This window comes from Gordonia sp. NPDC062954 (assembly GCF_044543825.1).
Lineage (GTDB): Bacteria > Actinomycetota > Actinomycetes > Mycobacteriales > Mycobacteriaceae > Gordonia > Gordonia tangerina.
Genome location: NZ_JBITWL010000004.1, coordinates 97,181 through 112,057, shown reverse-complemented (window position 1 = coordinate 112,057; position 14,877 = coordinate 97,181). Strand labels below are relative to the sequence as shown.

Genomic DNA, 14,877 nt, shown 5'->3' with positions numbered 1-14,877 from the left:
ACGCGCGATCTGGGCTAGTGGTGAGGAGTGGTGATGGCCGGCGGTACCAAGCGGTTGCCCCGTGCGGTGCGGGAACAGCAGATGCTCGATGCCGCGGTCAAGGTGTTCTCCGAGAACGGCTACCGCGAGGCGTCGATGGATTCCATCGCCGCCGAGGCGGAGATCAGTAAGCCGATGCTGTACCTGTACTACGGTTCCAAGGACGAGCTGTTCAGCGCCTGCATCGAACGCGAATCCACTCGCTTCATCGAGGCCATGAGCGTCGGCTTCGACCCGTCGCTGCGCCAGCGCGAACAGGCCTACACCGTCGTCAAGGAATTCCTGCGCTTCGTCGACGAGCACCGGCAGTCGTGGAAGGTGCTCTACCGCGTCGCCGTCGGCACTCAGACGTTCTCGCATTTCGTCTCCGACAGCCGCAAACGCGTCACCGAGATGGTCACCGAACTCATTCGCACCGGCACCACCGTCGAGGGTGCCCGCGACATCGACTTCGAACTCACCGCCGTCGCCCTGGTTGGTGCCGGTGAAGCTGTCGCCGACCGCATCACCGAAGGCGACGTGGACCTCGAAACCGCCACCGACCTACTCGTCGGCATCACCTGGCGCGGTCTGAAGGGGGTCGGCACTGCCGACGCTGCCGCCGACTGACGGCTTGTTGGAGTTCTCCGCGGCGTACGCCGAGAGAACCCTGTTTTGCGCCGAGAGAACCCAGAGTTGTGCCGAGAGAATCCAGCCGGGTTGGTTCTCTCAACGCAAAACAGGGTTCTCTCGGCCGCCGTGGTGAGGCTTGGTGAGGTACCTCCCTCCGCTGGCTGAGGAGCGGCAACGGAGGAGACGCGTCACGAAGCCCGCCGAACCGGCACCCCCAACTGTCTATATGCCTTGACCGGCATATGCCAACTATGGCATGTTGGCTACATGGTCGACCGAGACGTTTTCACGGTGATCGGGGAGCCGACTCGTCGGCGCATCCTCGATCTGTTGCGTAGTCGGGAGTGTCTGGTCGGTGAACTCGTCGACGCGTTGGGTATTTCGCAACCCAATGTGTCCAAACATCTTCGGGTGCTGGACGAGGCGGCGTTGGTGCGCGTCCGCGTCGACGGGCCACGGCGCTACTACACACTCGACGACCACGGGTTGCGCGACCTCGACGCGTGGCTTGCTCCGTTTCGCGAGATCTGGGCAGACAGACTCGATGCCCTGGAACGGCATCTGGATGAGACCGACAAGGAGGACTGAGGCATGAACCAGAAGGCGACCGACCGATTCGGCACAGTCGTACGCGACGGCGACAAACTGTCCTTGAGATACGAACGGCACCTGGCACATTCGCCGGAGAAGGTCTGGAGTGCGCTGACCGAGTCGGACAGCTTGCGGCACTGGTTTCCCGCCGACATCGTCGGGGTGCGCGCCGCTGGTGCGTTGGTGCAGCTACCGTTCTGGCCCGACGAGGCGGCGGAGAGTCAGGCGGCGTTGGAGGACGCCGGCGTCGACACGACGCGCTTCGATTTCGACGAGGTGCTGCCCGGCGAGATCCGTGAGTTCGATCCGCCGAAGGTATTCGAGTTGGTCTGGGGTAATCCGCAGGGCAAGGCCGACGTGTTGCGATTCGAACTCGAGCCGACCGCGGACGGCACGCGGCTGGTGTTCACCACCTGGCCGGGGGAGCCGGGACCGATGGGCCACGCCGGGACCGCGGCCGGATGGCACGCCTGCCTGGATGCCCTGCAGAGTCTCGTGGAGACAGGCGCTGTGCACGAGGACCGCCAGGACGTCATCGGTCTCCGAGGCCACTACGCATCCCTGCTCGCGGAATCGTCATAGTTCCTCCCCCGGGTATCGCCAAACCCCCTCTAAACTTTCGGAGGATGTGACGAAACCCGGGGGACGAACCGTGCGGGTCAGGCGCCGCGGGTCGTCGCGGTCAGGTGCGGGGCACCTTTGCGGCGGTCGAGCACGGAGATGTCGAACGCGCCGTTTCCGTCGATGCGTCGCGTGTACAGGTTCACCTTGGCGGGCAACAGGATCGGCTTGCCGAAGCGCACCGTGTAGGTGACGTCGTCGGGCAGCTGCGCCTCGACGTTGGCCACCGCGGCTGCGGCACTCCACATGCCATGCGCGATGGCCTTCGGAAAGCCGAACGCCTTCGCGGTCAGGTTGCCCATGTGGATGGGGTTGCGGTCGCCGGAGGCCTCGGCGTACCGGCGGATACGTCCGAGGTCCACCGACAGGATCGAATCCGGCGGCGGCGGAGCGTACTGCTTGGGCTCCGGGCCGCGCGGCTCGTCGGACAGGCTGGTCCTCTGCTGTTTGAGGAACGTCGCGGTCTGCGTCGTCACCAGTTCGGCGCCCACCCGGATCTCCGAGATCATGTCGATCAACAGTCCCTTGCGGTGCTCGCGCAGGTTCTCCGCATGGGTGTCGATGGTCAGCGGTTCGTCGACGCCGATCGGGCGAACCCGATGGATCGAGTTCTCCAGATGCACCGAACCGACTGCGCCGAACGGGAAGTCGCCGTCGGTCATGACCTTCATGGCAAGGGGGAACTGCAGCACGAACGGGTAGGTGATAGGCAGTGTCGAACCGAATCGCTGGCCGGTGACCCGGGTGTAGGCGTGCAGCTGCTCCGGGTTCACCCGCACGTTCTCCAACCGATAGTGGCGGTCGGGGATGACGGCGTCGGCCCGCACCTTGGCGGGCTTGCCGATGACCGGGAGCATCGCACCGACGGCTTTCGAGTAGACCTCGGCGGTGCCCGGCGCGCTGGACAGTGTGATCGTCTTGGCCATCAGGCCCCCAGGAATCCCTGGCCGCACACGCGGACCACGTTGCCGGTGATGGCGCTCGACGCCGGGTTGGCGAAGTACGCCACGGTTTCGGCGACGTCGACGGTCTGCCCACCCTGCTGGAGCGAGCTCATCAGGCGGCCGGCCTCGCGGGTCGCGACGGGAATCGCGGCGGTCATCTTGGTCTCGATGAAGCCCGGGGCGACCGCATTGATGGTGACGCCCTTCTCGGCGAGGATCGGCGCGTAGGTGTCGACCAGGCCGATCACGCCGGCCTTCGAGGCGCCGTAGTTGGTCTGGCCGCGGTTGCCGGCGATGCCGGCGATCGACGACACGTCGATCACGGCGCCGCCCTCCTTCAGGGCGCCCTTCTCGATCAGTCCGTTCACGAGCTGCTGCGGCGCGATGAGGTTGACCGCGATCACCGAGTCCCAGCGCGCGGCATCCATGTTGGCGAGCAGCTTGTCGCGGGTGATGCCGGCGTTGTTGACGATGATGTCGATACCGCCGTGACGTTCGAGCGCGTGCTCGGCGAGCTTCGCGCCGGCGTCGTCGGCGCTTACATCCAGCGGGAACGAGGTGCCCTTGACCTTGTTGGCGGTCTCGGCGAGCGCCTCACCGGCGGCCGGGATGTCGGCGCAGATGACGTGGGCGCCGTCCCGGGAGAGGACCTCGGCGATGGTGGCGCCGATGCCGCGGGCGGCGCCGGTCACCACGGCCACCTTGCCCTCGAGTGGACGATCCCAGTCTTTCGGTGCGGTCGCATCGGCGTCGCCGACCCTGATGACCTGTGCGTCGACGAACGCCGACTTCGCCGACAGCACGAACCGCACCGTCGACTCCAGGCCGGTGAGACCGGTCTTGGAGTCGGGGGAGACGTAGACGAGCTGGACCGTCGCGCCCTTCTGTAGCTCCTTACCGACCGAGCGTGTGAAGCCCTCGAGCGCGCGCTGGGCGACGTGCTCGTTGGGGTCGGACACGAGCTCCGGGGTGGTGCCCAGCACCAGCAGTCGCGCGCTGGGCGCCAGCGAACGCATCTGCGGTCCGAAGAACTCGAACAGCTGACGCAACTCCGACGGCGAGGTGATGCCGGTGGCGTCGAACACCAGCGCGCCGTACTTGTCGGCGCTGCGGCCGGACGTGGCGTTCTGGATGAGGGTGTAGTCGGGTGCCGACAACATCTCGCGCAGCGGCTCGACGAGCCGGCCCGATCCACCCAGCAGCACCGGGCCGGGCAGCGGCGGCTCCGATGGCTTGTAGCGGCGCAGCGTCGGCGGGACGGGCAGGCCGGCCTGCTTCGCGAGGAACGAGCCGGGTGCGGAATGGACGAAATTCGAGTACAGGCCAGTGGCTGCCACGGGAGATCTCCTCTGTGCTTCGACGGCAGATCGGGTTGGGTGAAGTCCGTGTGCGACGACGCTCACGCAAAGCGACGTTCGACAACTAACTTACTCATGGGTAAGAATACTGTACAGACATCGAACTACACCCCCTGGGAGATCGAAGTGGCTCAGACACCCAAGACCCGCACTCAGCGCCCGGTCGCGATCCTCGGCGGCAACCGGATTCCGTTCGCCCGCCAGGACAAAACCTACGCCGAGGTCAGCAATCAGGAGATGTTCACCGCAGCTCTCGATGGCCTGGTGAGCCGCTACAGCCTCCAGGGGGAGCGTCTCGGCATGGTCGCCGGCGGCGCCGTCCTCAAGCATTCACGTGATTTCAATCTCATGCGCGAATGCGTCCTCGGGTCGGCGCTGTCGCCCTACACGCCCGCCTTCGACATCCAGCAGGCCTGCGGCACCGGCCTGCAGGCCATCGTCGCGGTGGCCGACGGCATCGCGGCCGGCCGCTACGACGTCGCCGTGGGCGGCGGCGTGGACACCACCTCCGACGCGCCGATCGGTGTCTCGGAGTCGATGCGGCGGCAGATGCTCCAGGTCAACCGGTCACGCAGTACCAAAGATCAGCTGCTCAACGCGTTGAAGCTGCTGCCGAAACTGGGCATCGAGATCCCGCGCAACGGTGAACCGCGCACCGGCATGTCGATGGGGGAGCACGCCGCCATCACCGCCAAGGAGTTCGGCATCAAGCGTGCCGACCAGGACGCGCTCGCTGCGGCCAGCCACCAGAACATGGCGGCCGCCTACGATGCCGGCTTCTTCGACGACCTGATCACCCCGTTCCTGGGACTGACCCGCGACCAGAACCTGCGGGGCGATTCCACCGCGGAGAAGCTCGCCAAGCTCAAGCCGGTCTTTGGTGTCTCGTTGGGTGACGCGACGATGACCGCGGGCAACTCCACCCCGCTGACCGACGGTGCGTCGACGGTGCTGCTGGGCACCGACGAATGGGCCGAGGCCAAGGGGCTGCCGGTGCAGGCCTACCTCGTCGACAGCGAGACCGCGGCCGTCGACTACGTCAACGGCCCGGACGGTCTGCTGATGGCCCCCACCTACGCGGTGCCCCGGCTGCTCGAGCGCAACGGGCTGACCCTGCAGGATTTCGACTTCTACGAGATCCACGAGGCCTTCGCCAGCGTCGTGCTGGCCACCCTCGCGGCGTGGGAGTCCGAGGAGTACTGCAAGGAGCGTCTGGGCCTCGACAACGCGCTCGGAGCGATCGACCGCGCCAAGCTGAACGTGCACGGCTCCTCGCTGGCCGCCGGTCACCCGTTCGCCGCAACCGGAGGACGGATCATCGCGCAGGCGGCCAAGACGATCCGCGAGAACGGCGGCGGCCGTGCGCTCGTCTCGATTTGTGCGGCCGGCGGCCAGGGCGTAACGGCCATAGTCGAGGGCTGACCAGCGCAGATGTGACCGGATTGAGGCCTGCGCAACGATCCGGTCACACTCGCCGAAAAAAAGTTCTCGGAAAGCTGTAACGCCGCGCGAAGTAGCGTAGATATACGAGTAGCTCCGGCTGAGCTGCCAGACCCCCGACCCGGCAGCTCGGTCGGGGCGCCTACTTTGTGGGGCGCCCGACAGTCGAACACTCGACGCGGCGTATCCATCAACGTTTCCTTATGGTTGTCTCCGTGAACACACATCCGGCCGTGCTTGCGGTGGTGCGTGTCGCGGTCGGCATCGCCGCCACACTCGGCATCGTCCTCGCGACCGACCTCGTCCTCACCGATGACACCACCGCGCGCGGTGCCGTGGTCGCCGGCATTCCGGCGGGCAATCTCGCCGATGCGCAGGCCCAGGCAGTTGTCGACCGACTGTCCGAACGAGCGAATCACCGGGTGCGCCTGCGCACCGATTCCGGATCGGCCACCGTCGCGCCCGACGATCTCGGCCTCTACTTCGACGCCGCGGCCACCAAAGCCCGATTGATGGAGCAGCCCCGCAGTCCGCTGCCCAGGCTGATGGCGATTCTCGGGCGCACCCACACCGTGGAACCGGTCGTGACCATCGACCGCGCGGTCTTCGACGCCACGCTCGACGACCTGCGCCCCGAACTGGAGAAGGCCGCCGTCGAAGGCGGGGTGCACTACGAGGTGACCGACGACGTGCCCACCCCGGTCGCAGACATGCCCGCCGCCGGCAAGCGCGTGGCCCGCGATGCGGCGGCGACGACGCTGGTCACCGAATGGCTTGACGACAAACCCATCGACCTGCCCACAGAGGACTTCGATCCGTCCGTGTCGGCCGAGGTGGTCCGTCAGACGGTCGCCGGTGCTGCCACCCGCGCGGTGGCTGCGCCGGTCACCCTCGATGGTGCCGACGACGTGTCAGTACGGGTCACGCCGGCCCAGCTCGGCTCGGTGCTGACATTCGTCGCGGACGGGCGTGGCGGACTGCAACCCGAGATCGACCCCAAACGTAGCGCCGAGATGTTGCGGCCCGAGCTCGCCGAGACCGAACGAAAAGCCGTGGACGCCACGTTCTCACTGAGCAGCGGCAGTCCCACCGTGGTGCCGTCGCGCGACGGTTCGCGCGTCGACTGGGACAAGACCGTGGCCTCCACCGCGGCGACCGCGACCGGCGCAGACGTGTCGGACTCGCGGGTGGTCGAGGTCGCCTATGCGCCGGTGAAGCCAAAGTTGACCACCCGGCAGGCACGCGGACTCGGCGTGCGTGAAGTGGTCAGCGAGTTCACCACCTCGGGGTTCTCCAGCGCATCCGGCGAGAACATCCGCCTCGTCGCCGCCGAGGTCGACGGCGCACTGGTCATGCCCGGCGAGAAGTTCTCGCTGAACGGCTACACCGGGCCGCGCGGCACCGCGCAGGGCTATGTCACGTCGACGATCATCGACGACGGGCACGCCGACAAAGCGGTCGGCGGCGGTATCTCCCAGTTCGCGACCACGCTCTACAACGCGGCCTATTTCGCCGGTCTCGAGGATGTCGCACACACCGAGCACAGCTACTACATCTCCCGGTATCCCGAAGCTCGCGAGGCCACCGTCTTCGAAGGTGCGATCGACCTGGTGTTCCGCAACAACACCAAGCACGGCATCTACATCGAGACCGGTTGGTCACCGTCCGACGTCACCGTCCGAATGTGGAGCACCACCACCGTCGATGTCGAATCGATCACGGGCGAGCGGTACGCCTACACCGACCCTCCGTCGTTGAAGCTGCCCAAAGGCGACAACTGCATAGCCTCCACCGGCAGCCGCGGGTTCACCACGTCGAACACCCGCATCATCAGCGACGCCGCGTCCGGCGCCGAGATCAGTCGCAACACCCGCACGGTGAAATACGATCCGGCGCCGAACGTCGCCTGCGTCTGAGATCAACCCCCGCCCCCTCTGGTGTCCCGCGCCGGAAATTCGTTGATGATTTCGACGCCCAGGCGGCGCCTCGCTTCGTTGGCGTCGTCGGAGGTACATCCAGTACCTGCTTCCTCCGCCGCCTCGCGATGCATCCACCTGGACCGCCGAACTCATGAAACGAACTTCCGGCGCGGGACACTAGACCGAGCGATGTAACGCTCGATAGGCTCCGCAACGTGGATATCAATGGAGCAAGTGCAATCGTCACGGGCGGCGCGTCGGGTATCGGCGAGGCCGCGGTTCGCCAGCTGGCGGCCAAGGGAGCCAAGGTCGTCGTCGCCGACCTGCAGGCCGACAAGGGTGAGGCCCTCGCCAAGGAGGTCGGCGGTGCGTTCGTGCGCGTCGACGTCACCGACACCGCGCAGATCGAGGCGGCTGTGAACAAGGCCACCGAGCTCGGCCCGCTGCGTGCGCTGGTGAACTCGGCCGGTATCGGTTGGGCGCAGCGCACCATCGGCCGCGACGGCGAGTTCTCGTCGGCGCACGACCTGGATGCGTACAAGAAGGTCATCGCCATCAACCTGATCGGCACCTTCGACGCCTGCCGTCTGGCCGCCACCGCGATGAGCAAAAACGACCCGCTGGAGTCCGGCGAGCGCGGTGCCATCGTCAACATGGCGTCGGTCGCCGCGTTCGACGGTCAGATCGGTCAGGCGTCGTACTCGTCGTCCAAGGGTGGCGTGGTCGGCATGACCCTGCCGGTTGCGCGTGACCTCGCGGCCGTCGGTGTGCGCGTCAACACCATCGCGCCCGGCCTGATCGACACCCCGATCTACGGTGAGGGCGAAGCCGCCGAGGCCTTCAAGGCGAAGCTGGGCGAGTCCGTGCTGTTCCCGCACCGCCTGGGCAAGCCCGACGAACTCGCCTCGATGGTGATCGAGCTGGTCACCAACTCCTACATGAATGCCGAGGTGATCCGCGTCGACGGCGGCATCCGGATGCCTCCGAAGTAGGGCTGCGACACACACTCACGCGCACCCGTTCGGTCCGCGCGCACGTCGAGACGCGCGCGGTTGCCGGGCGGGTGCGCGCTGTTGTGAAGCCGCTGCTCGCTGCCATTTCAGTGGTAGCGTCATGGTATGAGAACGACCATCGATCGTGCCGGCCGGGTGGTGGTGCCCAAGGAACTGCGCGACCGGGTCGGTTTGATCCCTGGGGAGATCGAGATCACCGTTGCGGGTAGCGGGTTGGTCCTGGAACCGGTGGCCACCGATGAGCTCGTCGATGACGAAGGAATGCTGATGCTGCCGGAGGGCGGCGCGCACCTATCGGTCGACGACATTCGAGAACTGCGCCTTGGCGACCAACGCTGAGGTCCTCCTGCTGGACACGAGTGCCGCGATCGCGCTGGTGCGTCCGGAGCAGGTAGGGCACTCCGACGTCCGTGCGGAGGTGAAGGGAAGAACGCTGGGGCTCAGCGGTCACGCGGCGTTCGAGATGTACTCGGTGCTCACCCGCCTGCCGCCGCCGCAGCGATTGACCGCTCGTGCCGCTGCCCGGTTGATCACGACGAACTTCCCGCACCGGTGTCACCTGAGCCCGCAGCACACGGCCGAACTCGTCGAGCGGTTCGCGACGGTCGGTATCTCGGGTGGCGCGGTGTACGACGGACTCGTCGGAGCAGCAGCCGCACACGCGAACCTCACCCTGCTGAGCCTGGACCGTCGTGCCGAACCGATCTACCGCGCGCTGGGAGTCCGGCTGAAGCTGCTGTGAGAGGTCGCCTTTCAGATCATCCGCGCACCCGTCGCGTGACCGCGCACGTCGCGACATGCGCGTCAGCGTGATGGGTGCGCGTCGTCGAAGCGGCGGCCCGCCTCGGTCCCGGTCGCCGACTGGCGCGTCGGCCACCAGAACGCGCTGCGCTCGATCACCGACAATGCCGGCACCAGCATCGGGGCCATCACACACGACGCCAGCACCACCCCGATGGCGACGCCGGCACCCAACTCCGCGAGATTCTTCAACCCGGTCAGCGTGAGCGAGGCGAAGGTCAACGCGAGGATCACGCCGGCCGCCGCTGCGGTCTGGCCGTTCTTCGTGATCGCGAGTTGCGCTGCGTCGCGAGGTGTTTCACCACCCACGAAGGCTTCCCGAACGCGTTCGGCCATCAGGATGTTGTAGTCGGTGCCGATGGCCACCACGAACAGGTAGAGCACGATCGGTGTCGAGAAGTCGATGCCGACATAGTCGAGCAGATACTGGAACACGATCACCAGGGTGCCGAGGGTCGCGGCGAAGGTGACGAAGACGCTGACGATCAGATTCACCGGGGCGAGGACGGCCAGTAACAGCGCGCCCAAGATGATCCACACGATCACCACGGCGACCGGGAACACGTGGCGGGTGTCGGAATGCAACTGGGAACGTACGTCGGCCAGTGTGGCGGTTTGTCCGCCCACGGCGACCACTGCGCCGGGGACCGAGGAATGCGCGACCGGGCGTAGTGAATCGTCGATCGTGTCGAGGGCTTGGGTGGAGAACGGTGAGGTGTCCAGTACGACGTTGACGACCGCAGCCGTGCCGTCCTGGCTGACCCGTGGTGGCGTCACTGCGGCGACACCGGCCACGCCCTCCAGATTCGTTGTCAGTGCAGCCAATTCGTTTTGCGGGATGGGGCCGTTGGCCTTCACGTAGACCTGGGTGGGACTCAGGTCGCCCGGCGGCATCGACGCGGCGAGGGTGTCGAATGCTTGTTGTGACGGTGTGTCCGAGGGCATCTCGCCGAGAGTGTCGTAGGTCGCCTTGTAGCCCGAGCTGAACACCGCGAGCACGATGAGGGTGACCCCGATGGCCGCGGCCGTGATCACCGGGCGATACGCGACTCTGCGCCCGAGGGCGGCGAAAGCTGATCGCTGTGGCTCGTGTCCCGGGCCGACCGGCCAGAACATGACCTTCGAGAGGATCGAGATCACTGCCGGGATCAGAGTGAGGGTGGTGATCAGCATGATGGCGACCGCGATGATCAACCCCGGGGCCAAGGAGTTCAGCGAGCCGAGTCGCGCGAAGAACAGCGCGGCGAACGCGCCGATGACCGTCAGCGCCGAGGACGCGATCACGCGGCCGACGGCCCCCGTCGCGGCCACGAGGCCGTCGAGCCGATCGGCGCCGTCGCGCACCTGTTCGCGATACCGGAACAGCAGGAAGACGGTGTAGTCGGTGCCGACGCCGAAGAGCACCACGACCAGGATGGCGTCGAGAGTGGTGCTCACCTCGAAGTCGAAGATCTGGGTGGCCCACGCGGTGGCGCCGCGAACAGCAAGGAAGACGACGCCGATGACGAACACCGGCAGGACGGCGATCAGTGGGCTGCGGAACAGGATGCCCAGGGTGGCCAGGATGACGATGACGGTGGCGATCGAGATGATGCGTTCGGCGTCGTCGTAGGCGGTGTTGCTGTCCACCAGGATCGCCGCGTTGCCGGTGAGGCCGGAGGTGAGATCGGTGTTCTGCAACGCCGACGACGCTGCTTCGCGCACCGCCGGCACGGCGTCGTTCACCTGCGGTTCGCCCGGCTGTCCGGTGAACGCCACCTGAATGGCGACCACCTTGTCGTCGGGCGAGACCGATTGCGGCCCAGCCGATACGGCGCCGACTCCGGCGATGTTGTCGTTCTGCAGGGTGGTGGCCAGGCCCAACGCCGTCTGCTGATCGGTGGGCGTCAGCGCGCCGCCGTCGCGACGCGAGACCACGAGTGTCCCGGTGGCACCGGCGGTGGCCGGGAACTCGCTGTCGCCGATGTTCTGGGCGGTCACCGACTCGAAAGAAGACGGCAGGAAGTCCTGTTGGTTGCCGGTGGTGTGGTCGGACAGGTTGGGGGAGAACAGGATGATCGCCAGCGCAGCGACGATCCACACGCCGACCACCCGCCAGGGATGGCCGACGACCACACGGGCGAGCGCAGCGAACATCGCTGATCCTCTCGTGGCGGTGTGCCACGAAGCAGATTACTCCGACGACGGTGCCCGTACGCCGAAAACAGTTCGTCCCCCGGGAAAGTTACCCGGGGGACAAACTGTGTCAGGTGATCAGCGAGTGGTTCAGAAGACCGCCTCGTCGACCTCCATGATCTCGGCGTCGATGTTCTCGATGTTGACACGGGCGGTGGTCAGTTCGGGCAGCATGTTCTTCGCGAAGAAGCTCGCCACGGCGACCTTGCCCTCGTAGAACGGCTTGTCCTCGGCGGAGGCGCCGGAATCCAGTGCGGCCAGCGCGACCTCGGCTTGACGCAGCAGCAGCCACCCGATGAGCAGGTCGCCGACCGACAGCAGGAACCGCACCGAACCGAGTCCGACCTTGTACAGCTCCTTCGAGTCCTCCTGTGCGTTCATGAGGTACCCGGTGAGGGTGGCGGTCATGGTCTGCACATCGTCCATCGCGGTCTTGAGCAGCGCGCGCTCGGACTTCAGCCGACCGTTGCCGCCCTCGGCGTCGAGGAACTTGGCGATCTCGCCGGCGACGTGGGAGAAGGCCTGGCCCTTGTCGCGGATGATCTTGCGGAAGAAGAAGTCCTGCGCCTGGATGGCCGTGGTGCCCTCGTAGAGCGAGTCGATCTTCGAGTCACGGATGTACTGCTCGATCGGGTAGTCCTGCAGGAAGCCGGAACCACCGAGGGTCTGCAGCGACTCGTGGCCGAGGATGCCGTAGGCGCGCTCGGAGCCGACGCCCTTGACGATCGGCAGCAGCAGGTCGTTGACCTTGTGGGCCAACTCGGGGCTCGCGCCGGAAACGATCTGTGCCGCAGCGGCATCCTGGTGCGACGCGGTGTAGAGGTATACCGCGCGCAGGCCCTCGGCGTATGCCTTCTGGGTCATCAGCGAACGACGCACGTCCGGGTGATGGGTGATGGTGACACGCGGGGCGGTCTTGTCGGTCATCTGGGTCAGATCCGCGCCCTGCACCCGCTCCTTCGCGTAGTCGAGGGCGTTGAGGTAGCCGGTCGACAGTGTCGAGATGGCCTTGGTGCCCACCATCATTCGGGCGTGCTCGATGACGTCGAACATCTGCGCGATACCGTCGTGCACCTCGCCGACGAGCCAGCCGACGGCCGGGGTGCCATGCTGGCCGAAGCTCAGCTCACAGGTGGCCGAGGCCTTGATGCCCATCTTGTGCTCGACGTTCGTGACGAAGACGCCGTTGCGCTCACCGAGCTCACCGGTCTCGTGGTCGAAGTGGAACTTCGGCACGAAGAACAGCGACAGGCCCTTGGTGCCGGGCTTGGCGCCTTCTGGGCGGGCGAGAACCAGGTGGAAGATGTTCTCGGTCATGTCCTGGTCGGCGGAGGTGATGAAGCGCTTCACGCCGTCGATGTGCCAGGTGCCGTCTTCCTGCTTGACGGCCTTGGTGCGGGCGGCGCCCACGTCGGAACCGGCGTCGGGCTCGGTGAGCACCATGGTGGCGCCCCAGCCGCGCTCGGAGCAGATGGCGGCCCACTTCTTCTGCTCTTCGGTGCCGTTGTTGAAGAAGATGTTGGCGAAGCCCGAGCCGGCGGCGTACATGAAGACCGGCGGGTTGGCGCCCAGGATCATCTCGCCGATGGCCCAGTACAGCGAACGCGGTGCGGGCAGGCCTCCGAGTTCTTCCTCGATACCGATCTTGTCCCAGCCGCCCTCGATGAGTGCGTTGTAGGACTTGGTGAAGCTCTCGGGGATGGTGACGCTGTGGGTCTCCGGGTCGAACACCGGCGGGTTGCGGTCGGCGTCGGTGAACGATTCGGCGATCGGTCCCTCGGCCAGCGCCTTGACCTCACGGAGCATGTCCACGGCGGTCTCGTGATCGAGATCGCCGAAGTCGCCTTCTTCGAGCACCTTGTCGAGGTCGAACAACTCGAAGAGGTTGAAGTGCAGGTCGCGGATGTTGCTCTTGTAATGGCCCATGGAGGTTCCTTATCTGACTGGCGGTGTGGGCTACGCGTGTGGTGAAGCACGATCGGCAGAAGCTAAGTTACTCGCCGGTAACTACAGAATAGCGTCATCCGCGGCACGGAGCAATTGATCGGTCTGTGATCTGCGCTAACTCGAGCAAGCGTGCGCGTGCTGCGACGGTTCGTCCCCCGGTATCGCTTCATCCCCCAGCGGCAACCGGGGGATGAAGCAATACCGGGGCACGAGCGGGAACGGGCCGGTCAGAGGGCGTCGCGGAGGAGCGTCAGGTCGTCGGGGATGCCGTCGGCCGGGGTCTCGAGGATCACCGGGGCGTCGGCGGCGGCGGCGACCGCAACGAGGACGTCGGGATCGATGTGGCCGCCGGCGAGGTTGGCGTGGCGGTCGCGACCCGAGTCGAACTCGTCGCGGGAATTGTTGAGATGGACGAGGTCGATGCGCCCGGTGATCGCTTTCACGCGTTCGACCAGACCCACCAGGTCCTCGCCGCCCGCCCACGCGTGGCAGGTGTCGAGACAGAATCCGGCCTGCTCGAAATCGCCCACCGATTCCCATAGCCGGTCGATGGCCTCCAGGGTGCGGGCCATCGCGTGATCGCCGCCGGCGGTGTTCTCGATCAGGATCGGTACGCCGAAGCCGCCCTTGTCGACCTGACGATCGAAGAGTTTGCGCCAGTTGGCGAATCCCTCCTTGGCGTCCTCGCCGTCACGCAGGTGTCCGCCATGCACGACGAGACCGAAGGCGCCGAGGTCGGCAGCGGCGGCGGCTTGCTGTTCGACCGCCTTGCGCGACGGCATCCGCAGTCGGTTGTTGAGGCTCGCGACGTTGATCTGATAGCTCGAATGCACCACCACGTCGATCGCGGAGTCGCGAATCGCCTCGGCGTCCGGGCGTGGTTGCGGTTTCTTCCAGCTCTGCGGGTCGGTCACGAACATCTGAAAGACGTCGATGCCCAGTTCGTCGGCGGTGGACAACGGGTCGGCGTCCTCACGCAGGTGTGCTCCGATGCGCATGGCTCAACGATAATGGTCGCCTCCGACGCCGCGGTTCGCGCGTCGGGTTCAGTCATCGAGACCGGGGACGGTCTCGATCGTGATGGGCACCCCGGTCGCGATCAGCAGGCGACACGGCGCCTCGGTGCCGTTGTAGAGGTTGAGCCACTCGTGGCCGCGGCTGCCCTCGGCGTAGACCGAGTCGAGCGCGCGGTTGAGTCGGGACTCGGCTTCCTTGGTGATGATGTAGCGCTGTTCGCCGTAGCGCAGGTAGCGGTCGGGCACGGCTCTCCTCCCCGTCGATGTGACGCCGATCACCAGCATATGGGTGAATCCGGGACTTGTCGGCACTCTGACGGCGGTTTACCGGCTCTCGAACGGAAGGTGATCACTAGGCTTACGGAAAGTAACGTGCAGGAGCCCTGTCGGGATCGGCTCGA

Annotated in this window: 14 protein-coding genes; 8 read left to right on the top strand and 6 right to left on the bottom strand. The window is 66.3% G+C overall.

Features of this window, described 5'->3' with window-relative positions; genetic code table 11:
• The first annotated feature begins 33 nt into the window (after positions 1-33).
• The 3 genes from ACIGKQ_RS06040 to ACIGKQ_RS06030 all read left to right on the top strand — a co-directional run bounded on the left by ACIGKQ_RS06040 (position 34) and on the right by ACIGKQ_RS06030 (position 1,824).
• Positions 34-648: a TetR/AcrR family transcriptional regulator gene (locus tag ACIGKQ_RS06040; RefSeq protein ID WP_396572732.1), complete on the top strand. Its 615-nt coding sequence runs from the start codon at positions 34-36 to the stop codon at positions 646-648.
• A gap of 270 nt (positions 649-918) precedes the next feature.
• Positions 919-1,239: an ArsR/SmtB family transcription factor gene (locus tag ACIGKQ_RS06035; RefSeq protein ID WP_396572731.1), complete on the top strand. Its 321-nt coding sequence runs from the start codon at positions 919-921 to the stop codon at positions 1,237-1,239.
• 3 nt (positions 1,240-1,242) lie between these two features.
• Positions 1,243-1,824 (top strand): SRPBCC domain-containing protein, encoded by a 582-nt coding sequence (locus ACIGKQ_RS06030; RefSeq protein WP_396572730.1) that lies wholly within the window; start codon positions 1,243-1,245, stop codon positions 1,822-1,824.
• A gap of 77 nt (positions 1,825-1,901) precedes the next feature.
• On the opposite strand, the gene ACIGKQ_RS06025 is transcribed toward ACIGKQ_RS06030, so the two are convergent.
• Positions 1,902-2,789 carry a MaoC/PaaZ C-terminal domain-containing protein gene (locus tag ACIGKQ_RS06025; protein ID WP_396572729.1) on the bottom strand — a complete coding sequence of 296 codons (888 nt, stop codon included), beginning with the start codon at positions 2,787-2,789 and terminating at the stop codon, positions 1,902-1,904.
• Positions 2,789-4,144, bottom strand: coding sequence for a 3-oxoacyl-ACP reductase (locus ACIGKQ_RS06020; protein WP_396572728.1), 1,356 nt, complete (start codon positions 4,142-4,144; stop codon positions 2,789-2,791). Before ACIGKQ_RS06020 ends, ACIGKQ_RS06025 begins: the two co-directional genes overlap by 1 nt.
• Before the next feature lie 147 nt (positions 4,145-4,291).
• Between ACIGKQ_RS06020 and ACIGKQ_RS06015 the strand changes: the two genes are divergently transcribed.
• The 5 genes from ACIGKQ_RS06015 to ACIGKQ_RS05995 all read left to right on the top strand — a co-directional run bounded on the left by ACIGKQ_RS06015 (position 4,292) and on the right by ACIGKQ_RS05995 (position 9,279).
• Positions 4,292-5,587: an acetyl-CoA C-acetyltransferase gene (locus ACIGKQ_RS06015; RefSeq protein ID WP_235725850.1), complete on the top strand. Its 1,296-nt coding sequence runs from the start codon at positions 4,292-4,294 to the stop codon at positions 5,585-5,587.
• Between the two features lie 221 nt (positions 5,588-5,808).
• The gene (locus ACIGKQ_RS06010) at positions 5,809-7,521 is read left to right on the top strand and encodes a VanW family protein (RefSeq protein ID WP_235725842.1); all 1,713 of its coding nucleotides are present in this window, start codon (positions 5,809-5,811) and stop codon (positions 7,519-7,521) included.
• Between the two features lie 218 nt (positions 7,522-7,739).
• A complete protein-coding gene (locus ACIGKQ_RS06005) occupies positions 7,740-8,516 on the top strand; it encodes an SDR family NAD(P)-dependent oxidoreductase (protein ID WP_235725841.1) in 777 nt (258 codons plus the stop codon).
• 126 nt (positions 8,517-8,642) lie between these two features.
• On the top strand, positions 8,643-8,876 hold the full coding sequence (locus tag ACIGKQ_RS06000) for an AbrB/MazE/SpoVT family DNA-binding domain-containing protein (RefSeq protein ID WP_235725840.1): 234 nt from the start codon (positions 8,643-8,645) through the stop codon (positions 8,874-8,876).
• Entirely contained in the window at positions 8,860-9,279 is a 420-nt protein-coding gene (locus ACIGKQ_RS05995) for a type II toxin-antitoxin system VapC family toxin (RefSeq protein ID WP_235725839.1), read from the top strand. Before ACIGKQ_RS06000 ends, ACIGKQ_RS05995 begins: the two co-directional genes overlap by 17 nt.
• A 62-nt stretch (positions 9,280-9,341) precedes the next feature.
• On the opposite strand, the gene ACIGKQ_RS05990 is transcribed toward ACIGKQ_RS05995, so the two are convergent.
• The 4 genes from ACIGKQ_RS05990 to ACIGKQ_RS05975 form a co-directional block, all read right to left on the bottom strand.
• On the bottom strand, positions 9,342-11,474 hold the full coding sequence (locus ACIGKQ_RS05990) for an MMPL family transporter (RefSeq protein WP_396572725.1): 2,133 nt from the start codon (positions 11,472-11,474) through the stop codon (positions 9,342-9,344).
• A 129-nt stretch (positions 11,475-11,603) separates the two neighbouring features.
• Positions 11,604-13,439, bottom strand: a complete 1,836-nt coding sequence (locus ACIGKQ_RS05985) for an acyl-CoA dehydrogenase (protein WP_396572723.1) — start codon at positions 13,437-13,439, stop codon at positions 11,604-11,606.
• Positions 13,440-13,687: 248 nt separating this feature from the next.
• Positions 13,688-14,458 carry a deoxyribonuclease IV gene (locus ACIGKQ_RS05980; protein WP_235725835.1) on the bottom strand — a complete coding sequence of 257 codons (771 nt, stop codon included), beginning with the start codon at positions 14,456-14,458 and terminating at the stop codon, positions 13,688-13,690.
• Positions 14,459-14,506: 48 nt separating this feature from the next.
• On the bottom strand, positions 14,507-14,722 hold the full coding sequence (locus ACIGKQ_RS05975) for a hypothetical protein (protein ID WP_235725834.1): 216 nt from the start codon (positions 14,720-14,722) through the stop codon (positions 14,507-14,509).
• Positions 14,723-14,877: the final 155 nt, after the last annotated feature.